General features: G+C 68.2%; 19 protein-coding genes. 10 read left to right on the forward strand and 9 right to left on the reverse strand.

Annotated elements, in window-relative coordinates:
• Positions 1–73: 73 nt before the first annotated feature.
• The 7 genes from ACWD02_RS27025 (at position 74) to trxA (ending at position 9,819) form a co-directional block, all read left to right on the forward strand.
• Entirely contained in the window at positions 74–2,431 is a 2,358-nt protein-coding gene (locus tag ACWD02_RS27025) for a DUF6049 family protein (protein ID WP_451215330.1), read from the forward strand.
• Positions 2,432–2,478: 47 nt separating this feature from the next.
• Positions 2,479–4,764: a murein biosynthesis integral membrane protein MurJ gene (gene murJ / locus ACWD02_RS27030; RefSeq protein ID WP_451215026.1), complete on the forward strand. Its 2,286-nt coding sequence runs from the start codon at positions 2,479–2,481 to the stop codon at positions 4,762–4,764.
• A gap of 118 nt (positions 4,765–4,882) precedes the next feature.
• The gene (locus tag ACWD02_RS27035; RefSeq protein WP_451215027.1) at positions 4,883–6,592 is read left to right on the forward strand and encodes a protein kinase family protein; all 1,710 of its coding nucleotides are present in this window, start codon (positions 4,883–4,885) and stop codon (positions 6,590–6,592) included.
• A gap of 56 nt (positions 6,593–6,648) precedes the next feature.
• On the forward strand, positions 6,649–7,359 hold the full coding sequence (gene sigM, locus ACWD02_RS27040; protein WP_451215331.1) for an RNA polymerase sigma factor SigM: 711 nt from the start codon (positions 6,649–6,651) through the stop codon (positions 7,357–7,359).
• Positions 7,356–8,300 (forward strand): hypothetical protein, encoded by a 945-nt coding sequence (locus tag ACWD02_RS27045; protein WP_451215028.1) that lies wholly within the window; start codon positions 7,356–7,358, stop codon positions 8,298–8,300. Before sigM ends, ACWD02_RS27045 begins: the two co-directional genes overlap by 4 nt.
• A gap of 183 nt (positions 8,301–8,483) precedes the next feature.
• Complete coding sequence (gene trxB / locus ACWD02_RS27050) at positions 8,484–9,443, forward strand: thioredoxin-disulfide reductase (protein WP_363210327.1); 960 nt, start codon at positions 8,484–8,486, stop codon at positions 9,441–9,443.
• A gap of 43 nt (positions 9,444–9,486) precedes the next feature.
• Positions 9,487–9,819, forward strand: a complete 333-nt coding sequence (gene trxA, locus ACWD02_RS27055; protein ID WP_363210328.1) for a thioredoxin — start codon at positions 9,487–9,489, stop codon at positions 9,817–9,819.
• Positions 9,820–9,927: 108 nt separating this feature from the next.
• On the opposite strand, the gene ACWD02_RS27060 is transcribed toward trxA, so the two are convergent.
• From ACWD02_RS27060 to rpmH, 9 genes are all read right to left on the reverse strand, one after another.
• Positions 9,928–10,545 (reverse strand): GNAT family N-acetyltransferase, encoded by a 618-nt coding sequence (locus ACWD02_RS27060; RefSeq protein ID WP_451215029.1) that lies wholly within the window; start codon positions 10,543–10,545, stop codon positions 9,928–9,930.
• A gap of 306 nt (positions 10,546–10,851) precedes the next feature.
• The gene (locus ACWD02_RS27065) at positions 10,852–11,964 is read right to left on the reverse strand and encodes a ParB/RepB/Spo0J family partition protein (RefSeq protein ID WP_451215030.1); all 1,113 of its coding nucleotides are present in this window, start codon (positions 11,962–11,964) and stop codon (positions 10,852–10,854) included.
• On the reverse strand, positions 11,961–13,037 hold the full coding sequence (locus tag ACWD02_RS27070; protein ID WP_451215031.1) for a ParA family protein: 1,077 nt from the start codon (positions 13,035–13,037) through the stop codon (positions 11,961–11,963). Before ACWD02_RS27070 ends, ACWD02_RS27065 begins: the two co-directional genes overlap by 4 nt.
• 284 nt (positions 13,038–13,321) lie before the next feature.
• Positions 13,322–14,038: a 16S rRNA (guanine(527)-N(7))-methyltransferase RsmG gene (gene rsmG, locus ACWD02_RS27075; RefSeq protein WP_361193803.1), complete on the reverse strand. Its 717-nt coding sequence runs from the start codon at positions 14,036–14,038 to the stop codon at positions 13,322–13,324.
• A gap of 99 nt (positions 14,039–14,137) precedes the next feature.
• Positions 14,138–14,659 carry a Jag family protein gene (locus ACWD02_RS27080; RefSeq protein WP_363210333.1) on the reverse strand — a complete coding sequence of 174 codons (522 nt, stop codon included), beginning with the start codon at positions 14,657–14,659 and terminating at the stop codon, positions 14,138–14,140.
• Positions 14,660–14,673: 14 nt separating this feature from the next.
• Positions 14,674–15,966, reverse strand: a complete 1,293-nt coding sequence (gene yidC / locus ACWD02_RS27085; RefSeq protein WP_451215032.1) for a membrane protein insertase YidC — start codon at positions 15,964–15,966, stop codon at positions 14,674–14,676.
• 3 nt (positions 15,967–15,969) lie between these two features.
• Complete coding sequence (gene yidD, locus ACWD02_RS27090) at positions 15,970–16,329, reverse strand: membrane protein insertion efficiency factor YidD (protein WP_363210335.1); 360 nt, start codon at positions 16,327–16,329, stop codon at positions 15,970–15,972.
• The gene (gene rnpA, locus ACWD02_RS27095) at positions 16,326–16,697 is read right to left on the reverse strand and encodes a ribonuclease P protein component (RefSeq protein WP_363210336.1); all 372 of its coding nucleotides are present in this window, start codon (positions 16,695–16,697) and stop codon (positions 16,326–16,328) included. Before rnpA ends, yidD begins: the two co-directional genes overlap by 4 nt.
• A gap of 19 nt (positions 16,698–16,716) precedes the next feature.
• Positions 16,717–16,854, reverse strand: a complete 138-nt coding sequence (rpmH, locus tag ACWD02_RS27100; RefSeq protein WP_006381191.1) for a 50S ribosomal protein L34 — start codon at positions 16,852–16,854, stop codon at positions 16,717–16,719.
• Between the two features lie 366 nt (positions 16,855–17,220).
• Between rpmH and dnaA the strand changes: the two genes are divergently transcribed.
• The 3 genes from dnaA (at position 17,221) to gnd (ending at position 22,062) form a co-directional block, all read left to right on the forward strand.
• Entirely contained in the window at positions 17,221–19,140 is a 1,920-nt protein-coding gene (gene dnaA, locus ACWD02_RS27105) for a chromosomal replication initiator protein DnaA (protein WP_451215033.1), read from the forward strand.
• Positions 19,141–19,957: 817 nt separating this feature from the next.
• On the forward strand, positions 19,958–21,088 hold the full coding sequence (gene dnaN / locus ACWD02_RS27110; protein ID WP_344518427.1) for a DNA polymerase III subunit beta: 1,131 nt from the start codon (positions 19,958–19,960) through the stop codon (positions 21,086–21,088).
• Positions 21,089–21,177: 89 nt separating this feature from the next.
• A complete protein-coding gene (gnd, locus tag ACWD02_RS27115; RefSeq protein WP_363210338.1) occupies positions 21,178–22,062 on the forward strand; it encodes a phosphogluconate dehydrogenase (NAD(+)-dependent, decarboxylating) in 885 nt (294 codons plus the stop codon).
• Positions 22,063–22,116 lie beyond the last annotated feature (54 nt).

Below are 22,116 nucleotides of genomic sequence, written 5' to 3' on the forward strand. Positions count from 1 at the left end.
GCCACAGCGCACCTCGTTACCATGCGTGGACGCACAACCGACGACCACTGACGACGACGAGGACGGGCAACGCGTGGCCGAGGCGGCAGACTTCCCGGGGACCAGTCCCTCACCTGCCCGCCGGTGGCTGCGGCGTACGGCAGCGTTGCTGGCTGGGGCCCCATTGCTGGCCGGCATGCTGCAGCTGTCGGCTGAGCCGACCGCACACGCCGCGACGCCGAGCGCGCCGGCAGACGCCACCGGTTCGAGCACCGTCGACGTCTCGCTCAACAAACTCACACCCACCGCGCCGACGGACGGCGACACGCTCACGATCTCCGGCACCGTCACCAACGAAAGCAAGCAGCCGGTGACAGGGGCCGAGGTCGGCCTGCGCCTGGGGCCGGTCCTGAACGGCCGGAGCCAGATCGACTCCGCCGCCAAGCGCACCGGCTACCGGCCGGGAGCCGACGGCACCGAGGTGGGCGGCAAGTACGTCAAGAAGTTCTCCAAGCTCGCCCCCGGCATCCGCCAGGACTTCAGCATCTCCGTCCCGGTCAAGGCCCTGGACCTCGGCGCCGACGGCGTCTACCAGCTGGGTGTCTCGCTGACCGGCCGCACCACGGCCCAGCCGTGGTCCCAGGTACTCGGCTTCGAGCGGACCTTCCTGCCGTGGCAGTCGGGCGCCGCCGACACCAAGACCAAGACGACTTACCTGTGGCCGCTCATCTCCACCTCGCACCTCACGGCGGAGACCGGCTCGGACGAACAGCAGACGCCCGTCTTCACGGACGACGACCTGGCCAAGGAGCTCGCTCCGGGCGGTCGCCTGGAGCAGATGCTGTCCCTGGGCCGTCAGCTCGACGTGACCTGGGTCGTCGACCCCGACCTGCTGGCCTCGGTCGACCACATGACGCGGAACTACAGGGTGCAGACCGCCGACGGCAAGAGCACCACGGCGGGCAAGAACCAGGCGCTCGCCAAGGAGTGGCTCAACGAGCTCGAGCAGACCGTCAAGAACAAGAAGGTCGTGGCGCTGCCCTTCGCCGATCCCGACCTGGCATCGCTGGCCCACAACGGCAGGACCGTCACCGGCTCCCTGGGCCAGCTCAAGGACGCCACGGACGCGGGGGCGATGGCCGTGGACTCCATCCTCCACGTCAAGCCGCAGTCGGACTTCGCGTGGCCCGTGGACGGCGCCCTGGATCCGTCGATCGTCGATGTCTCCACCTCGGCGGGCGCCCACTCGGTCATCGCCCGGAGCGACAGCCTGCGTGAGGGCAACGCGCTGCCGTACACGCCCAACGCCGCCCGGCCCATCGGCGGCGGCACGACAGCCGTGGTGGCCGACGCACGCCTCTCCACGGCCTTCCAGGGCGACATGACGGGGGCCGAGGACTCCACGCTCGCCGTGCAGCAGTTCCTCGCCCAGAGCCTGATGGTGACGCTGCAGGATCCGGACAGGCAGCGGAGCATCGTGGTGGCACCGCAGCGCATGCCCTCCGCCAGCCAGGCCCAGTCGATGGCCAAGGCCCTGACCGCTCTCTCGGAAGAGCGCTGGTCCGAGCCGCAGGATCTCTCGGCGGCGGCCAAGGCGAAGCCGGACCCGGCGGCCACGACCCAGGTCCCGTCGGCCAGGTCCTATCCGGCGGCGCTGCGCAAGCAGGAGCTGCCGAAGTCGGCCTTCACGTCGATCCAGGGGACCCAGAACAAGCTCAACCGTTTCCAGACGATCCTCAGCGAGCCCGACCGCGTCATCACGCCCTTCGGCCGGGCCATAGACCGTGAGATGTCGACGTCCTGGCGGGGCAGGGCCGCCGAGGCGGCAACATTCCGCCAAGGCGTGGCGGACTATCTGACCACGCTCGTCGAGCAAGTGGCACTGATCGACAAGTCCGACGCGAAGCTCTCGGGGCGCAGCGCGACGATCCCCGTGACGGTGCAGAACAACCTGGTCCAGGGCGTCGACCACATGGTTCTGCGCCTGACGTCGGAGAACCCCACCCGTCTGAAGATCGACGGCAAGTCCTACTCGGAGCGGCCGGTCAAGGTCTCGGGCGGGCACGCCCAGTCGGTGAAGTTCACCACCACGGCCAATGCCAACGGCCCGGTCCCGGTCTACGCGCAGCTCTACACCGAGGACGGGCAGCCGTACGGCAAGAGGGTCCAGTTCGACGTGAACGTCACCGAGATCACCCTCACGGTGATGCTGGTCATCGCGGGCGGCGTGCTGCTCCTCGTCCTCGCCGGATTCCGGATGTACACCCAGCGCAAGCGGGCAGCCCGGAAGCAGGCTGAGGAGGGCCCGGAGGATGGCCCGGAGGACGGGCCGGACGGCGAGCCCGGCACGGAGCCGGGGGAGGACGACCCCGAGCAGCCGAGTGACCCGACACCGGACACCGCTCCGGAAAGCACCGACCCGTCGGACACGGGTGAGAGAGTGGACCGTTGAGCGATGTCGTGGCCGGTGGGCCCGGGGACGATGAGGTGGGGTAATCCATGAACGCGCCGTACGACGGTGACCGTGGCCAGGGCGCGGGCGGTTCCGGTCCTCCTGAGGACGGGCAGGTGCCACCCCAGCCCGCGCCGGACGTGTACCTCCAGGATGCCTACGACCAGGACCCCTACCGGGCACAGGACCTCGCCGCCCAGGATCCGGTGACCGAGGCGCTGTACGACCGCGCCGCGCACCCCCCGCCGCCGCCCGGCTACTACCAGGACCCGCAGCCGCTCTACGCCCAGCCGCCCTCCCCTCAGCACGCCCCGGACCCTCGCGTGTGGGCGCAGACCCCGGCCCCCGAACCCGAAGGCCCGACCCGGCACCTCCCGTACGGCGACGACGCCCGCACCACGCAGTTCGTGGGCGTCGACGACTTGGTCACCCAGGCCGGCGAGGAACGCCACGAGCCGGACGCCTTCGCCCACCTCTTCCGGGACCAGCAGCCCGGCGGCTACCAGCAGTCCGGTGGCTACCAGCAGGACGGCTATTCCCAGGACAGCGGTTACCCCCAGGGCAACGGCTACCCCCAGAACCCTGGGTACCCCCAGGGCGACGGCTATCAGCAGCAGGATGGCTATCAGCCTGCCGAGCCTCCGATGGTCCCGGCACCTGCAGCTCCCCCGGCCCCCGCGCCGGCCGCGAAGTCGAGCGGCGGCGGTCGGGCCTCGAGCCTGCTGAAGTCGAGCGCGGTGATGGCCGCGGGCACGATGGTCTCCCGCCTCACCGGCTTCGTGCGCACCATGGTGATCACCGCGGCTCTCGGCGCCGCGACACTCGGTGACGCCTGGACAGTCGCGTACACGCTGCCGACGATGATCTACATCCTTTCCGTCGGCGGCGGCCTCAACTCGGTGTTCGTGCCGCAGCTGGTGCGCGCCATGAAGGACGACAAGGACGGCGGCGAGGCCTACGCCAACCGCCTGCTGACCCTCGTCATGGTCGCCCTCGGCCTCATCGTCGCCCTGGCCGTCTTCGCGGCGCCACTCCTGGTCAAGCTGATGTCGACCCCCATCGCGAACGACGAGGCGGCCAACAACGTCGCGGTCACCTTCGCCCGCTACTGCCTGCCCACCATCTTCTTCATGGGCGTGCACGTGGTGATGGGGCAGGTCCTCAACGCCCGCGGCAAGTTCGGCGCGATGATGTGGACCCCGGTCCTCAACAACATCGTCATGATCTTCACGTTCGGGCTGTTCATCTGGGTCTACGGCACTTCAGGCGACTCCGGCATGAGGGTCGAGTCGATCCCGGCGGACGGTGTCCGTCTCCTCGGCATCGGCACCCTGCTCGGTCTGGTGGTCCAGGCCCTGGCGATGATCCCGTACCTCCGCGAGACGGGCTTCCGGTTCCGGCCGCGCTTCGACTGGAAGGGCCACGGCCTCGGCAAGGCGGTCAAGCTCGCCAAGTGGACGGTGCTCTTCGTCCTCGCCAACCAGGCCGGCGTGCTCGTCGTCACCCAGCTGGCCACCGCCGCCGGCAAGGCCTCCGGCAAGGACGGCTCGGGCATCATGGCCTACTCCAACGCCCAGTTGATCTGGGGCATGCCGCAGGCCATCATCACCGTCTCCGTCATGGCGGCCATGCTGCCCCGCATCTCGCGGTCGGCCCACGACAACGACCCCGGCGCCGTACGTGACGACATCTCGCAGGGGCTGCGCACCTCCGCGGTGGCGATCGTCCCGGTCGCCTTCTCCTTCGTCGCCCTCGGCGTCCCGATGTGCACCCTGCTCTTCGCCTCCAGCGGCAGCCAGGCCGCCCAGTCCATGGGCTTCGTCCTGATGGCGTTCGGACTGGGGCTGATCCCGTACTCGGTGCAGTACGTCGTCCTGCGTGGCTTCTACGCCTACGAGGACACCCGGACGCCCTTCTACAACACGGTCATCGTGGCCGCCGTCAACGCGGCGGCGAGCGTCCTGGCCTACGTCGTCCTGCCCGCGGAGTGGGCCGTGGTCGGCATGGCCGCCTCGTACGGCCTCGCCTACGCGGTCGGTGTCGGTGTCGCCTGGCGCAGGCTGCGCAACCGCCTCGGCGGCGACCTGGACGGCACCCAGGTCCTGCGTACGTACGCCCGGCTCGCCATGGCGTGCGTCCCCGCGGCCATTCTCGGCGGCGCCGCGGGTTACGGAATCCTCAAGACTCTGGGTGACGGTGCGGGCGGTTCCCTGATCGCTTTGGTGGTCGGTGGAGTCATTCTCGGCGGTGTGTTCTTCGTGGCCGCCCGAAAGATGCGGATTGCGGAGCTCAATTCGATGGTCGGGATGGTCCGCGGCCGTCTCGGACGGTGAGATACAGGGGTTCGCACAACCATCACCGGCCACCGCGTGTCGTGCATAGCGCCGGACTGTGGGCACAATTGGCTTTGGCGTCTGACGAAGCGCGATGGATGGGGAGGCAGGAACGACGGTGGCGGAACGGAGCACGGCTGCCGTCGACGTGGCAGACAACAGCGGCGATGAGCCGCTGACCGCGAAGGCGGACGAGGCCACGGCCGACGGGGTGGCCCAGACCCGGGAGCGGGAAACGGCAGAAGAAGGCGCAGCAGAGATTGGTGAGCCCATGGGCGCGGGGGCGGCATCACCCCCCGAGCTGCACAGCGGTCACAAGCTCGCCAGACGCTACCGACTCGAAGAATGCGTCACCCGTCTGGACGGTTTCAGCAGCTGGCGTGCGGTGGACGAGAAGCTCCGCCGGGCTGTCGGCGTGCATCTGCTGCCCGCCGACCATCCGCGGGCACGATCGGTGCTCGCCGCGGCCCGCTCGTCGGCGCTGCTCGGCGACCCCCGCTTCGTCCACGTCCTGGACGCGGTCGAGGAGAACGACCTCGTCTACGTGGTGCATGAGTGGCTGCCCGACGCCACGGAACTGACCGCACTGCTCGCCGCCGGCCCTCTCGAGGCGCACGACGCGTATCAACTCGTCAGTCAGGTCGCCCAGGCCATGGCGGCCGCCCACCGCGAGGGGCTCGCCCACCTGCGGCTGACCCCGAGCGCGGTGCTGCGGACGTCCTCCGGTCAGTACCGCATCCGCGGCCTCGCCGTGAACGCGGCGCTGCGCGGCATCAGCTCGGACACCCCGCAACGCACGGACACCGAAGCCGTCGGTGCGCTCCTGTACGCCTCGCTGACCCAGCGCTGGCCGTACGAGGACGACGCGTACGGCCTCTCCGGGCTTCCCAAGGGCGTCGGTCTCATCGCCCCCGACCAGGTGCGTGCAGGCGTGCACAGGGGCCTCTCCGAGCTCGCCATGCGCGCGCTCGTGAACGAGGGCGCGACGGCTTCCCGCCAAGAGCCGCCGTGCACGACCCCGGAGGAGTTGGTGAAGGCGATCGGTGAGATGCCGCGCATCCGCCCGCCGGAGCCCGCCTTCACCGCGCCGCCCGAGTACCAGCGCACGACCTACCAGCAGGGCACCTACGGCCGCACCACTCCCCGCCCCGGTGACACCCAGGTCGTCCCGACCCCGCCGCCCCCGCTGCAGAGCCGTACCGGCAAAGCCCTCAAGTGGGCCGTGTCCGCACTGCTCATCGCAGCCCTGGGCCTCGGCAGCTGGCAGCTCGCCGACGCGTTGATGGACCGGGGGAACTCCGAGGATCCCGGCAGCGCCGACACGTCCGACGACGGCGACAAGAGCGAGCCGAAGGCCACACACCCGATCAAGATCGTGAGCGGCGAGGAGTACGTGCTCAAGGGCGGCCCGCAGGATCTCGCGGGCGTCCCCAACACGTACGACGGCGACGACTCGACGTACTGGCGGTCCAAGAGCTTCATAGAGGGCCCGAAGCTGGCCCCTTACAAGCCCGGCGTCGGTATCGTCTACGACCTCGGCAAGGAAGAGGACGTGTCAGCCGCGTCACTCGGGCTCCGCTACGGCGGCGACCACACGACGGTCGAGCTGTACGCCGCGAACTCGATGTCCTCCTCGACGCCCCCGAGTTCCATGAAGAAGATCGGGACCGCCACGACCACCGGACAATCCGCGCAGATCAAGGCCAAGAAGCCGGTCGCCACGCGGTACGTACTGGTCTGGCTCACCGAGGTACCGCAGTCACCGCGTGACGAGTACAGCAGTGCCGGGTACAAGCAGGCCATCACGGACGTGAAGTTCACGGGCTGAGTCCGAGGCTCACCGGGGGAGGGGGTTCGACGGTGGACGACACCACGCACGACGAGATGAGCGACAAGGACCTCCTGGCCCGCCACGTGGCAGGGGACAAGGACGCCTTCGGCGAACTCGTCCGGCGCCATCGCGACCGCCTGTGGGCCGTGGCCCTGCGCACGCTGGGCGACCGCGAGGAAGCCGCTGACGCCGTCCAGGACGCTCTGGTCTCCGCCTACCGCGCCGCCCACACCTTCCGCGGTCAGTCGGCCGTCATGACGTGGCTGCACCGGATCACCGTGAACGCCTGCCTCGACCGGGCCCGCAAGGCGGCATCCCGTAAGACCTCCCCCATCGACGACACCGAACGGCTCGAGCAGCTCCTCGAACCGCACGAGTCCGCGGAAGCCCCCGTAGAGCGCGGCGATCTCCACCGCGAGGTCATCGAGGCTCTGGGCACCCTGCCGCACGACCAGCGCGCCGCCCTCGTCCTCGTGGACATGCACGGTTACCCGGTGGCCGAGGCTGCCAGCGTGTTGGAGGTGCCCACCGGCACCGTGAAGAGCCGCTGCGCTCGCGGCAGAGCCAGACTGCTGCCGCTGCTCACCCACCTGCGTACGGAGCCCCGTAAGCAGAACGGAGACGGCGGCGACGACGAGGAGGGCAAGAAGTCTGGCCGTGGAAGGAACCGGACGCAGGGGACATCCGTCCCACCTGCAGCGGGACCACGGGACACGGGACCAAGCGATTCAGCTGCTGTGAAGGGCGGAGGTGGGCGAGCGTGACAACCACGACCGATTCGGCCGGGCACCCGGAAGTCGCCGAGATCTCCGACCTCACGGAGGGGCTGCTGCCTCCGTCCCGAACCGCCGATCTCCGGCAGCACCTGGACGACTGCGGGCTCTGTGCCGACGTCTATGCCTCCCTGGAGGAGATCCGGGGGATTCTCGGCACCCTGCCGGGGCCGCCACGGATGCCGGCCGATGTCGCGGGACGGATCGACGCCGCACTGGCGGCGGAGGCGCTCCTCGACTCCATCGCGCCCGGGTCCGTCGAGGCGAACGACCCGGGTTCAGCGCCGAAGCCGACGCCCACCGCACGTGTTTCACGTGAAACATCGCCCGCCTCCGTGCAGCGCGGCGAGCTCGTCGACCGTCCCGCGGGCCACTCGCGCGCTGCCACTGGGCCCGGACGACGCAGTCGCTTGCGGAGCGGCCGTCGGCGCAACGTAGTGCTGGGTGCCGTCTTTACGGCGGCCGCCATCGGCCTGGGTTCCTTGTTGCTGCAGAACGAGGGCGATGACTCGGGCGGTGGGGGCGAGACGGCTTCAGAGCACAGCAACTCCGCGCATGCCTTCTCTGAGGACAAGCTCAAGGGTCAGGTGACGGACCTGCTCGCCAAGGCGCCCACCACGGGCCCTGAGTCCGGGACTGGCAGGCCGTCCTTCGACGTGCGGTCCAGCCCGGAGTCCCCGAAGGAACAGAAGATGCGCGAGTCCACGGTCACCGTCCCGACGTGCATCCAGCTCGGCATCGGCGACAGGACACCGCTCGCCGCCGAAGAGGGCACCTATAAGGGGAAGGACGCCTACCTCGTCGTGGCGTCCCACGACTCCGACACGACGAAGGTGTCCGCGTACGTGGTCGACGCGACGTGCGTGGACAAGGCGTCGTCGGCCTCCGCTGCGGGCAAGGTACTGCTGACCAACTCCTACGCGCGGCCCTGACCTTCTCACCGCTGCGGCGGGAGATTCGGCTCAGCGTGGCATCCTGGCGTCCCCTGACATGCTTCCGTGCGCTCGGACACGTCGGGAATGCATGCCCCGTAGGATCCGTTGGGTGGGATGAGAGACCTGAGCCAGGCACCCACCAGCAGTACGCAGCAGTCTCCAGAGACGAGGAATCAAGCCGTGACCGACGTCCGTAACGTGATCATCATCGGCTCCGGGCCCGCCGGCTACACGGCGGCGCTCTACACCGCGCGAGCGTCGCTGAAGCCCCTGGTGTTCGAGGGCGCCGTCACCGCAGGTGGTGCGCTGATGAACACCACCGAGGTGGAGAACTTCCCCGGCTTCCAGGACGGCGTCATGGGCCCCGAGCTCATGGACAACATGCGGGCCCAGGCCGAGCGCTTCGGCGCCGAGCTGGTGCCGGACGACGTGATCTCCGTCGACCTCACCGGCGAGATCAAGACCGTGACGGACACGGCGGGCACCGTGCACCGCGCCAAGACCGTCATCGTCACGACGGGCTCCCAGCACCGCAAGCTCGGTCTGCCGAACGAGGACGCGCTCTCCGGCCGCGGCGTCTCCTGGTGCGCGACCTGCGACGGCTTCTTCTTCAAGGACCAGGACATCGCCGTGATCGGCGGTGGCGACACCGCGATGGAGGAGGCCACCTTCCTCTCGCGCTTCGCCAAGTCCGTGACGATCGTGCACCGTCGCGACAGTCTGCGTGCGTCCAAGGCGATGCAGGAGCGCGCGATGGCCGACCCGAAGATCAGCTTCGTCTGGGACAGCGAGGTCGCCGAGATCAAGGGCGAGCAGAAGCTCTCCGGTCTGACGCTGCGCAACCTGAAGACGGGTGAGACCTCCGAGCTGCCCGTGACCGGCCTCTTCATCGCGATCGGCCACGACCCGCGCACGGAGCTCTTCAAGGGCCAGCTCACCCTGGACGACGAGGGCTACCTGAAGGTGGACGCGCCCTCGACCCGGACGAACGTGCCCGGCGTCTTCGGCGCCGGTGACGTCGTCGACCACACGTACCGCCAGGCGATCACTGCGGCCGGCACCGGCTGCTCCGCCGCCCTGGACTCCGAGCGGTTCCTCGCTGCCCTCGTGGACAGCGAGACGGCCGCCGCCGCCGTCTGACATCCCATCCTCCCCACCGCATCACCGAGTTAAGGAGCCCGCCGTGGCCGGCACTCTGAAGAACGTGACCGACGCCTCCTTCGAGGAAGACGTCCTGAAGAACGACAAGCCCGTCCTGGTGGACTTCTGGGCCGCTTGGTGCGGCCCGTGCCGCCAGATCGCGCCGTCCCTCGAGGCGATCGCGGCTGAGCACGGCGACAAGATCGAGATCGTCAAGCTCAACATCGACGAGAACCCGGGCATCGCGGCCAGGTACGGCGTCATGTCCATCCCGACCCTGAACGTGTACCAGGGCGGCGAGGTGGCCAAGACGATCGTCGGCGCCAAGCCGAAGGCGGCTCTGGAACGCGACCTCGCGGACTTCATCGCCGAGTAACGAGCGACGCCGCTACAGGCGACGCGTTGTTTCACGTGAAACACGAATGGGCCAGCCCACCCGGGCTGGCCCATTCGCATGAGAAGGGTGCGTCGGCGCCGCTCACGATCAGAGCGGCCGGAGCACGGGCTCCTTCTGTACCGCCCCCAGCAAGCGGTCGAGCGCCATCTCGACGTCTTCCTTCCAGGAGAGCGTCGTACGCAGCTCAAGCCTCAGCCGTGGATATGTGGGATGCGGACGGACCGTCTTGAAGCCCACCGCCAGCAGATGATCGGCGGGCAGCACACAGGCGGGCTTCTCCCACCGGGCGTCCCCGAAGGCCTCGATCGCCTTGAACCCCCGTCGCAACAGATCCTTCGCGACTGTCTGGACGATGACACGGCCGATCCCCTGGCCCTGATAACCCGGCATGATCCAGGCGGTCATCAGCTGCACAGCATCTGGGGACACCGGGCTCGTCGGAAAGGCGGTGGCACGAGGCACATACGCCGGCGGGGCGTACAGCACGAAGCCCACCGGAAGATCATCGACGTAGACCACCCGACCGCATGATCCCCACTCGAGCAGGACCGCGGAGATCCACGCCTCTTTCTCGAGCTCCGGCGTACCGGCCTTTACCGCGGCCTGGCCGCTGACCGGGTCCAGCTCCCAGAAGACACACGTCCGGCAACGCTGGGGAAGGTCCGGGAGGTTGTCCAGCGTGAGCGGTACGAGCCGACGCCCCATGAAGGCTGTTCCTCACTTCCTTCGCCCGCCGCATCACGGGCGGCAGTCAGAGCGCTCCGTTCCTTCAGCAGGCTGCCGACGAATCCGCCGACCGCTCCCAGCCCAAGGCCCGCAGTCATCAATCCGGTCCGGCTCACCGATCGCATGGCCCTCCCCTCCCCAATGAGGTGCCGCAAGCTGGATGTGCCATACCCAATCGCATCGTATCCACGATGCGATTGCACCGATACCGTAGGAAAGCAAAGAGCGGGCCGTGTTCCGGTACACACCGGACACGGCCCGCTCTGCACGGACTGGCTGATGGGCTCAGGCCTCTTCGCCCTCGGACGTGTCATCCTCGGCCGAGTCGTCGGCGAGCCCGTTCTTCAGGACCGGACCCTCACCCGGAGCGAGCGTCGCAAGGATGCGCTCCAGGTCCTCCAGCGAGGCGAAGTCAACGACGATCTTGCCCTTCTTCTGCCCCAGGTCCACCCTCACCCGGGTTTCGAACCGGTCCGAGAGACGAGTGGCAAGGCTGGTCAGCGACGGCGACACCCGAGCACCCGCACGCGGCCCCTTGGCCCGCGGAGTGCTCTGCGGCCGCGAACCCATGAGCGTCACGATCTCCTCGACCGCCCGCACCGAGAGCCCCTCGGCCACGATCCGGTGCGCGAGGCGGTCCTGCTCCTCCGAGTCCTCCACGGACAGCAGAGCACGAGCATGGCCCGCTGACAGCACACCGGCGGCGACCCTGCGCTGAACCGCCGGCGACAGCTTCAGCAGCCGCAGCGTGTTCGAGACCTGCGGGCGAGAACGGCCGATCCGGTCCGCCAGCTGGTCGTGCGTGCAGTTGAAGTCCTTGAGCAACTGGTCGTAGGCGGCAGCCTCCTCCAGCGGATTCAGCTGCGCACGGTGCAGGTTCTCCAGGAGCGCGTCCAGGAGGAGCTTCTCGTCGTCCGTGGCGCGGACGATCGACGGGATGCGCTCGAGGCCTGCCTCACGGCAAGCCCGCCAGCGCCGCTCGCCCATGATGAGCTCGTAGCGCGAGGCAGCTACCTGCCGCACGACGACCGGCTGGAGGAGCCCGACCTCCTTGATGGAGGTCACCAGCTCGGCGAGGGCGTCCTCGTCGAAGACCTCACGGGGCTGCCTCGGGTTGGGCGTGATGAAGTCGAGAGGCAGCTCGGCGAAGTGTGCACCGACCGCGCTCTCCTCGGGCTCCACCGCTCCGTTCAACGGCTGGTCCGTTTCATGTGAAACGGGGCTCTGCGGGAGCGCAGCCACCTTCGCGGCCGCCACTCCTCGCTCGGCGGTGAGTACCGGTGCGGCACTGGGCGAGGCCGAAGCTCCACCCATGGCCTGGGCGGCCGACTTCTCCGTCGGGGCCGCAGGGATCAGGGCGCCGAGGCCTCGACCCAGCCCTCTCCGTCGCTCGCTCACTGCATCCCCTCCGTCATACTGTGCTGATCATTTTGAGCGCCCAGGTGGGCGTGCTGTACGTCGTAGCGAACGCCGACGCCGCGAAGCGCGATCTCCCGTGCCGCCTCGAAGTACGAGAGGGCACCACTGGATCCCGGATCGTAGGTCAGCACGGTCTGCCCATAGCTCGGTGCCTCGGAGATACGGACCGAGCGGGGAATGCTCGTCCGCAGAACCTCCTCGCCGAAGTGACTGCGCACCTCGTCCGCCACCTGGGAGGCGAGCCGGGTCCGGCCGTCGTACATGGTGAGCAGGATCGTCGAGACATGCAGGTGGGGGTTGAGGTGCCCCCGCACCAGGTCGACGTTGCGCAGGAGCTGACCGAGGCCCTCCAGTGCGTAGTACTCGCACTGGATGGGGATCAGCACCTCCGCGCCGGCAACCAAGGCGTTGACCGTCAGGAGGCCGAGCGACGGCGGGCAGTCGATGAGGATGTAGTCCAGCGGCTGCTCGTACGCCTGGATCGCCCGCTGCAGACGGCTCTCCCGTGCCACCAGCGACACCAGCTCGATCTCCGCACCGGCGAGATCGATGGTGGCCGGAGCACAGAAGAGTCCCTCTACATCGGGGACCGGCTGCACGACTTCGGAGAGCGGCTTACTCTCGACCAACACGTCGTAGATGGACGGTACTTCGGCGTGGTGGTCGATCCCCAGAGCCGTGGAGGCGTTGCCCTGCGGGTCGAGGTCGACGACCAGGACGCGCGCGCCGTGCAGAGCGAGTGAAGCGGCGAGGTTGACGGTTGTCGTCGTCTTGCCCACTCCACCCTTCTGGTTGGCAACCACCATGACTCGGGTCTGCTCGGGTCGTGGCAGGCCCTCGCCTGCACGGCCCAGGGCTTCCACCGCCAGTTGGGCAGCACGACCGATAGGGGTGTCGTCCATCGGGGGCGGTGTTTCACGTGAAACATCCTCCCCCGCCGACTCGGTACGGGGACCGGGGACCGGATCGGTCATCGGTCCCGCGATGTTGGCGTCGGACCGCAAGGATTCACTCTCCTCGACTTCAGGCTCGCAATGAACAGAGCCTCCCATGCTTTGAGGGTCGTGAACCAGCGAGGCCCGGTCTTCTGTGGACGAATCCACCTCTGTGGACAACTCCGTTCCCTTATCGAGGGAACCGAGTGGCCGACGCTCGCGAGGTTCCGCAGCGCGGCCGCGACTGATGATGCCATGCAGCAGTGAGCGACGTTTCACGTGAAACACGATGCACGGCAGCCGGGGTGCCGCATGCGCGACACCCCGGTATGCGTACGTTTGGCAGCTTGTGTGGAGTACGGCTCGTCGTCAGGACGGATCAACGACGAGGGCGGGATCGCTCAGCGACGACGCCTGGTACGACCCGTCCGGGCGGCCTTCGCACGCTTGGCCGCGAAGCGCACACCGCCGGGGCTCTCCCCGACCTCGACCCGCACGACCGTGGACAGCGGGTCCACCACGCCCTCACCGACATGCAGCACGGAGGTGGTCACCGCGCCGAGCTTGCTCAGTGCGGCCCCAGCAGCCTTGACCTCTTCCTCGGCCGTGTCGCCCTTGAGCAGAAGCATCTCCCCGTAGGGACGCAAGAGCGGCACGCCCCAGGCCGCGAGGCGGTCCAGTGGCGCCACGGCCCGCGCGGTCACCACGTGGACGGGAGGCAGCTTGCCAAGGACCTCCTCGGCGCGCCCCCGCACGACGGTCACATGGTCGAGCCCGAGCAGCTCGACCACCTCGGTGAGGAAGGTGGTCCGCCGCAGCAGGGGCTCAAGCAGCGTGATCTTCAGATCCGGACGGACGAGAGCGAGAGGAATGCCCGGCAGGCCCGCACCCGAGCCGACGTCGCACACCATCACGTTCTCGGGCACGACCTCGGAGAGGACCGCGCAGTTCAGCAGATGCCGCTCCCACAGCCGAGGCACTTCGCGGGGGCCGATCAGACCGCGCTGCACTCCCGCGTCGGCCAGCAACTCCGCGTACCGGACCGCGTCCGAGAAGCGCTCACCGAATACCGCCCGGGCCTGCTCGGGCGCTGAGGGGAGCTCCGCTGCCTCCGTCACGGGGACCGTCCTTCCGTACCGCACTGGGGTGGCTGACTATCAGGCTGACAAAGACCGGCCCCGCCTGCGAACAGACGGGGCCGGGGAAACGACGTGCGATCAGGCGGGAAGCACGACGACGAAGCGCTGCGGCTCCTCGCCCTCGGACTCGCTGCGCAGTCCGGCGGCCTTGACCGCATCATGCACGACCTTGCGCTCGAAGGGCGTCATCGGCTTGAGGTTGACCGGCTCACCCGAGCTCTTCACCTCGGCCGCTGCCTTGGCACCCAGCTCGGAGAGCTCCTCGCGCTTCTTGGCGCGGTAGCCCGCGATGTCCAGCATGAGGCGGCTGCGGTCACCGGTCTCGCGGTGCACGGCGAGACGCGTCAGCTCCTGGAGCGCCTCCAGGACCTCACCGTCACGGCCGACGAGCTTCTGCAGATCGCGGCTGTGCGAGTCGCTGATGATCGAGACAGCGGCGCGGTCGGCCTCGACGTCCATGTCGATGTCGCCGTCGAGATCGGCGATGTCCAGCAGACCCTCGAGGTAGTCCGCCGCGATCTCACCCTCCTGCTCAAGGCGGGTGAGGGTGTCGCCGGCCTCGACCTCGGCCTCGGCGGGGGCGGTGGTGCCTTCCGTCACGGGATGGACTCCTTCTACTTCTTGGACGGGTGCTTGGGCCGCTGCTGGCCCTTGCGCTGCCCCGACTTGGCTTGGCGTGCGTTACCTGACCCGGACTTGCCGCCCGCGGGCTTGCCCTTGGGAGCGGCGTCCTCAGGCTCGTCCTGAGTCTTCTCCAGCGACGTCTTCGCGTCCGAAGGCGTCTCCGTGTCGCTCTCCGCCTTGCCGTGGGTGGCGGCGGACTGGCGCTGCGACTTGCTCTGGCGCTTGGGCTGCTGCCGCTTCGGGGTAGCGCCGCCCGCGGGAGTCCCGTCCTCGGTCTCCGTGGCGACAGCGGAGTCGCTCGGCTCGACGGAGCCGTCGGTCTGGGCCACGAGGCCCGCCTTGCTCAGGCCGTTGATGAACTTGCGCTCGAACTCGTTGCGGTCACGTCCCTTGGCGACGATCGCCTTGATGACGTTCACGTTGCCGCGGCCCCGCACCTTCTTGTGGTGCGTGATCTGCTTCTGGAGGCGCTCGAGGTACGCGGCCTGGGCCTTGGAGCCCGGAGTCGGGTTACGGCGGATCACGAACATCTGCTGACCCATGGTCCACACGTTGGTGGTCAGCCAGTAGACGAGGACACCGACCGGGAAGTTGATGCCGAACACGGCGAACATGATCGGGAAGACGTACATCAGCATCTTCTGCTGCTGCATGAACGGCGTCTTGACCGTCGTGTCCACGTTCTTCGTCATCAGCTGGCGCTGCGTGAAGAACTGCGAGGCCGACATCAGGATGATCATGATCGCGGTGACAACGCGGACGTCGGTCAGCGACGCGTGCAGCGCCTCGACCTTCTCCTGGCTGTCCATGAACTTCGCGGCCAGCGGGGCGCCGAAGATGTGCGCCTTCTGCGCGCTCTCGAGCAGCGGCTTGTCGATGACGCCGATGGTGTCGTTCGACGCGATGCCGGAGAGCACGTGGTAGAGGGCGAAGAAGAACGGCGACTGCGCCAGGATGGGAAGGCACGAGGAGAGCGGGTTCGTGCCCGACTCCTTGTACAGCTTCATCATCTCTTCGGACTGACGCTGCTTGTCGCTCTTGTAGCGTTCCTGGATCTTCTTCATCTCGGGCTGCAGCGTCTGCATCGCCCGGGTCGCCTTGATCTGCTTCACGAAGAGCGGGATCAGGCAGATACGGATCAAGATCACCAGGGACACGATGGACAAGCCCCAGGCCCAGCCCGTGTCAGGACCGAAGATGGCCCCGTACAGCGAGTGGAACTGGACGATGACCCAGGAAACGGGTGTCGTGATGAAGCTGAACAGACTGGCAATCGTGTCCACTAATCAGGCTCCTTGAGCATGGGACGGGGTCTCGGCGGCCGGGCTCGGGGTATCCGGGGACATCTCCTCGGAGGGCACGCCAGCGGCGGAGGGCCCGCCCTTGCGCTCGCGCCACATGGCGCGCAGCATCTCGTGCCACCGCGGACGCTTGCGCGGCGGGACATGGTCGACACCACCGAGCGACCACGGATTGCACCGCAGGATGCGCCAGGCCGTCAGCGCCGTTCCCTTGATCGCACCGTGCCGGTCGATGGCCAGGTAGCCGTAGCGAGAGCACGACGGGTAGTACTTGCACACCGGACCAAGCAGCGGACTGATCGTCCACTGATACAGCTTGATCAGAGCCAGCAGTGGGTACTTCATCGAGCGCCCCCTCCCAGCAGCCGCTGAAGAGCGGCGTCCAGGTCTTGGGCCAGCTGTGCATGGGCGGCGTCACCCGATCCGGGCAACGCTCGTACGACTACCAGGCTACCGGGGGGCAGCTGGCCCACCCGGTCGCGCATCAGATGGCGAAGCCTGCGCTTCACCGTATTGCGTACGACTGCTCCGCCAACGGCCTTGCTCACGACGAAACCCGCACGCGTCGGGGGAACGCTCTCCCCAGGCGCGTGCGGGTCCGTTGCACCGCTACGAAGATGGACGACGAGAAGCGGGCGTCCGGCCCGTCGTCCTCGGCGTACCGCGGTCGCGAAGTCTTCGCGCCGCCTCAGCCGATGCTCGGTAGGCAGCACGACGTCATGACCTAAACGATTAGGCGGAAAGGCTGGCGCGACCCTTGCCACGACGGTTCGCGAGGATCGCGCGGCCGGCACGGGTGCGCATCCGCAGGCGGAAGCCGTGGGTCTTGGCGCGGCGGCGGTTGTTCGGCTGGAAGGTGCGCTTGCTCACTCGGGGGCTCCAGAAATGATTGTGTGGTGGCGGGACATCGCCTGGCTGTCACCGTGCGCCCACGAGAAGCTCGCGAATACGCACCGAGTGCACCGCTTCACAATCACAGATCGTGATCTTTGCCCATCGGAGGCAGGCGGCAGCAGCCATCGACAACTCGACCTGGTCACGGTACGCGGGGCTACGCCATCCGGTCAAACCGACCGTCAGGCGGAGACACTGTGCACAGCCTGTGGACAACAACTTGAACCGCAGCCGTTGCCCTGACTACCGTGGGCAAACTCCGATTCATTCCCTTCTCCCTGCCCATCCCGATTTCCGTCCCAAGAACCACACCTTCGTGGGACCCGTGAGAGAGCGTGCCTTGTGGCTGACGTACCTGCCGATCTTGCCGCAGTGTGGCCACGAGTTCTGGAGCAGCTGCTGGGTGAGGGGCGGGGGCACGGAGTAGACGCGAAGGACGAGCGCTGGATCAAGCGCTGCCAGCCGTTGGCACTGGTCGCCGACACCGCCCTGCTGGCCGTGCCGAACGAGTTCGCCAAGGGCGTGCTCGAGGGCCGCCTCGCCCCCATCGTCAGCGAGTCGCTGAGCCGCGAGTGCGGCCGTCCGATCCGTATCGCCATCACGGTGGACGACTCGGTCGGCGACCCCATGGACCGGCCCGGCCCCACGGCGCCGCCGTACCAGCAGCAGCCCGGCCAGCAACAGCAGCAGCGTTACGAGGAGCCGGAACAGCACCCGGGCTCCAATCAGGGACACGAGCCGTACGACAGCTACGGCCGCCGTGCCTCGGACGACCACGCCCCTGGCCACGGGCCCGACCAGCTGCCGACCGCCCGCCCTGCCTACCCCGACTACCAGCGCCCCGCGCCCGGCGCCTGGCCGCAGCAGCAGCCGCCCCAGCAGGACGACTACGGCTGGCAACAGCAGCGGCTCGGCTTCCCCGAGCGCGACCCGTACGCGAGCCCCCAGCAGCAGCCCCAGCACGACTACCGGTCGCAGCCCCCGCAGGGGCGCTCACCGTATGAACAACACCGGCAGGACCGGCAGGACCGGCAGGACCGGCAGGACCGCCAGGATCAGCAGGACCGCCACGACCGCCACGACAGACGTGAGCGCCACGACCAGTCGCAGGGGTCCGGCGGCCACGACCCCAGGGGCGGCGGCCACGGCAACGGCCACGGTGTCCACGGCAGCGGTACCCCCGGCCCCCTGGCCGCTCAGCCGGCCCCGGCGTCCGCGCCCGGCGAACCCACCGCGCGGCTCAACCCGAAGTACCTCTTCGACACCTTCGTGATCGGCGCCTCGAACCGCTTCGCGCACGCGGCGGCCGTCGCCGTGGCCGAGGCGCCCGCCAAGGCGTACAACCCCCTCTTCATCTACGGGGAGTCCGGGCTCGGCAAAACGCACCTGCTGCACGCCATCGGTCATTACGCCCGCAGCCTCTACCCCGGCACGCGCGTGCGGTACGTGAGCTCCGAGGAGTTCACCAACGAGTTCATCAACTCCATCCGCGACGGCAAGGGTGACACCTTCCGCAAGCGGTACCGCGAGATGGACATCCTGCTCGTCGACGACATCCAGTTCCTCGCGAGCAAGGAGTCGACGCAGGAGGAGTTCTTCCACACCTTCAATACGCTCCACAACGCGAACAAGCAGATCGTGCTCTCCAGCGACCGGCCGCCCAAACAACTGGTGACGCTCGAGGACCGGCTGCGCAACCGCTTCGAGTGGGGGCTGATCACAGACGTCCAGCCGCCGGAGCTCGAAACGCGTATCGCCATCCTTCGTAAGAAGGCGGTGCAGGAGCAGCTCAACGCACCGCCGGAGGTCCTGGAGTTCATCGCGTCCCGCATCTCACGCAACATCCGTGAGCTCGAGGGCGCGCTGATCCGGGTCACGGCTTTCGCCTCGCTCAATCGGCAGCCGGTGGACCTGGGTCTGACGGAGATCGTCCTGAAGGATCTGATCCCGGGCGGCGAGGACGCCTCTCCGGAGATCACGGCTCCGGCCATCATGGCCGCGACCGCGGACTACTTCGGACTGACGGTGGACGACCTCTGCGGATCCTCGCGCAGCCGCGTCCTGGTGACGGCCCGCCAGATCGCGATGTACCTCTGCCGCGAGCTGACGGACCTCTCCCTGCCCAAGATCGGCGCGCAGTTCGGCGGCCGCGACCACACGACCGTCATGCACGCGGACCGCAAGATCCGCGCGCTGATGGCGGAGCGACGCTCGATCTACAACCAGGTCACCGAGCTCACCAACCGCATCAAGAACGGCTGACAGACGCCGGCAGAACACCTCTCAAGGGCGCCTCGGGACAACTTCCGGGGCGCCCTTCGGCGTTGTGCACGCGCGCGTGGAGCCCGTCGCACCCTCCCCGCTGTTCGATTTCCCCAGCTGAGGGGCCTGTTCTCCACAGATGTGCGCACTTTTTCCCCTCCACACCCTGGGGACTGAGAAGTTGTCCAGATGCTGTCCACAGGGGACCCTGCTGAAGGATCATCAAGCCAGGTCAGGTGGTTGTGGATTGGTGGACGACGGCCCTCCACAGGCTGTGGAGGAAAATCTCGTCCACAGGGTGTGCATGAACTTGTCCACCGGCAACCCACAGGCTCGGGCCAGTTGTCCCCAGCTTTCCCCAGCTTCTCCACACGGCTGTCCACTGTTCGGCAACGCAACGCGCCCCGTCACCGTGCCGAGTGAAAGGCGTCACACCAAGGTGGTCGGTTGGCCTGTGGGGAAGGTGGGTAAAACTGGGGACGGCGCTGGGGAGAAGTACCCCTTGCCTGTGCATCGGGTGTGCAGAACTTTCGCCCGTCCACAGAAACCACCGGTTGTCCACCGCCTCCGCCCACAGGCGCAGTGGATAAAAAACCGGCACTGACCTGCGCATACGCGGTTATCCACGGTTTCCACAGGCCCTACTACTACTGCCCCCTAGAGTCACCGGGGAAATGGCTTCGAAGAGGGGCCTGTGCACAACTCGCGCTCCGGACCTCCGACGCCTCTCGTCACGACTTGACCCCGACGGGCACCCACTGTCAGTGCGGTGCGTCAGACTGGTCCCCAGTGCCAGCAACAGCAGGAGGGCGGCTAAGTGAAGATCCGGGTGGAACGCGACGTACTCGCGGAGGCAGTGGCGTGGGCGGCGCGCAGTCTCCCGGCCCGGCCACCGGCACCTGTCCTCGCGGGCCTGCTGCTGAAGGCCGAGGAAGGCGCACTCAGCCTTTCCAGCTTCGACTACGAGGTCTCGGCACGTGTCTCCGTGGACGCCGAGATCGACGACGAGGGCACGGTCCTCGTCTCCGGCCGGCTGCTCGCCGACATCTGCCGCGCCCTTCCCAACCGTCCGGTGGAGATCTCCACAGACGGTGTGCGGGCCACCGTGGTCTGCGGCTCCTCACGATTCACACTCCACACCCTTCCTGTGGAGGAGTACCCCGCGCTGCCGCAGATGCCCACCGCGACCGGCACGGTCCCCGGTGAGGTCTTCGCCTCGGCCGCCGCGCAGGTGGCCATCGCCGCGGGCCGCGACGACACGCTGCCCGTCCTGACCGGCGTACGCATCGAGATCGAGGGCGACACGGTCACCCTGGCCTCCACCGACCGCTACCGCTTCGCGGTCCGCGAGTTCCTGTGGAAGCCGGAGAACCCCGAGGCGTCCGCGGTCGCCCTGGTGCCCGCCAAGACGCTCCTGGACACCGCGAAGGCGCTCACGAGCGGCGACACGGTCACCCTGGCGCTGTCCGGCTCCGGTGCCGGTGAGGGCCTGATCGGTTTCGAGGGCGCCGGACGGCGTACGACCACGCGTCTCCTCGAGGGCGACCTGCCGAAGTACAAGACGCTCTTCCCCACGGAGTTCAACTCGATCGCGGTCATCGAGACCGCCCCGTTCGTCGAGGCCGTGAAGCGCGTGGCCCTGGTGGCCGAGCGGAACACTCCGGTGCGCCTCAGCTTCGAGCAGGGCGTGCTGATCCTGGAGGCCGGCTCAAGCGACGACGCACAGGCTGTGGAAAGGGTCGACGCCCAGCTCGAGGGCGACGACGTCTCGATCGCCTTCAACCCGACGTTCCTGCTCGACGGCCTGAGCGCGATCGACTCCCCGGTCGCCCAGCTGTCGTTCACGACGTCGACGAAGCCCGCGCTCCTGAGCGGCAGGCCGGCCGTGGACGCGGAGGCCGACGAGGCCTACAAGTACCTGATCATGCCTGTACGTCTGAGCGGCTGAGCCCACAGGTGTGAGCGAGCGTCCGGGCGTAGGCTCGGACGCGGGTACGAAGGTGCCTCCACGCCACATCGCTACTTAAGGAACCACTGATGGAGCTCGGTCTCGTCGGCCTCGGCAAGATGGGCGGCAACATGCGCGAGCGCATCCGCCGCGCAGGCCACACCGTCATCGGATACGACCGCAACCAGGACGTCGCGGATGTCCACAGCCTCGAAGAGCTTGTGGGCAAACTCAAGGGTCCGCGCGTCGTCTGGGTGATGGTTCCGGCCGGAGCCGCGACCCAGTCCACCGTCGACGAGCTCGCCGAGCTGCTCCAGCCCGGTGACGTCGTCGTGGACGGCGGGAACTCCCGCTGGACGGACGACGAGAAGCACGCCGAGGAGCTCGCCGCCAAGGGAATCGGCTTCGTCGACTGCGGCGTCTCCGGCGGCGTCTGGGGCCTCAAGAACGGCTACGCGCTGATGTACGGCGGCGACGCCAAGGACATCGAGAAGGTCCAGCCGATCTTCGACGCGTTGAAGCCCGAGGGTGACTTCGGCTCCGTGCACGCCGGCAAGGTCGGTGCGGGCCACTTCTCGAAGATGGTCCACAACGGCATCGAGTACGCCATGATGCAGGCCTATGCCGAGGGCTGGGAGCTCCTGGAGAAGGTCGACTCCGTCACGGACGTGCGCGAGGTCTTCCGCTCCTGGCAGGAGGGCACGGTCATCCGTTCCTGGCTGCTCGACCTCGCGGTCAACGCCCTGGACGACGACGAGCACCTGGCGAAGCTGCGCGGCTTCGCGCAGGACTCCGGCGAGGGCCGGTGGACGGTGGAAGCCGCCATCGACAACGCCGTGCCGCTGCCCGCGATCACGGCCTCGCTCTTCGCCCGCTTCGCCTCGCGGCAGGACGACTCCCCGCAGATGAAGATGATCGCGGCGCTGCGCAACCAGTTCGGTGGTCACGCGGTCGAGTCCAAGAGCGAGAACTGATCCACAGCCTGTGGGGAACATCAGCTGTTTCCCACAGGCCTCGCAGCAAGAGAA

Source organism: Streptomyces sp. NPDC002853 (assembly GCF_053591915.1).

Excerpts from the sequence above, each read along its gene's own strand:
- gnd (WP_363210338.1), top strand. The coding sequence starts at position 21,178 with ATGGAGCTCGGTCTCGTCGGCCTCGGCAAGATGGGCGGCAACATGCGC.
- ACWD02_RS27060 (WP_451215029.1), bottom strand. The coding sequence starts at position 10,545 with ATGGGGCGTCGGCTCGTACCGCTCACGCTGGACAACCTCCCGGACCTT.
- ACWD02_RS27070 (WP_451215031.1), bottom strand. The coding sequence starts at position 13,037 with ATGGGAGGCTCTGTTCATTGCGAGCCTGAAGTCGAGGAGAGTGAATCC.
- murJ (WP_451215026.1), top strand. The coding sequence starts at position 2,479 with ATGAACGCGCCGTACGACGGTGACCGTGGCCAGGGCGCGGGCGGTTCC.
- sigM (WP_451215331.1), top strand. The coding sequence starts at position 6,649 with ATGAGCGACAAGGACCTCCTGGCCCGCCACGTGGCAGGGGACAAGGAC.
- yidD (WP_363210335.1), bottom strand. The coding sequence starts at position 16,329 with ATGAAGTACCCACTGCTGGCTCTGATCAAGCTGTATCAGTGGACGATC.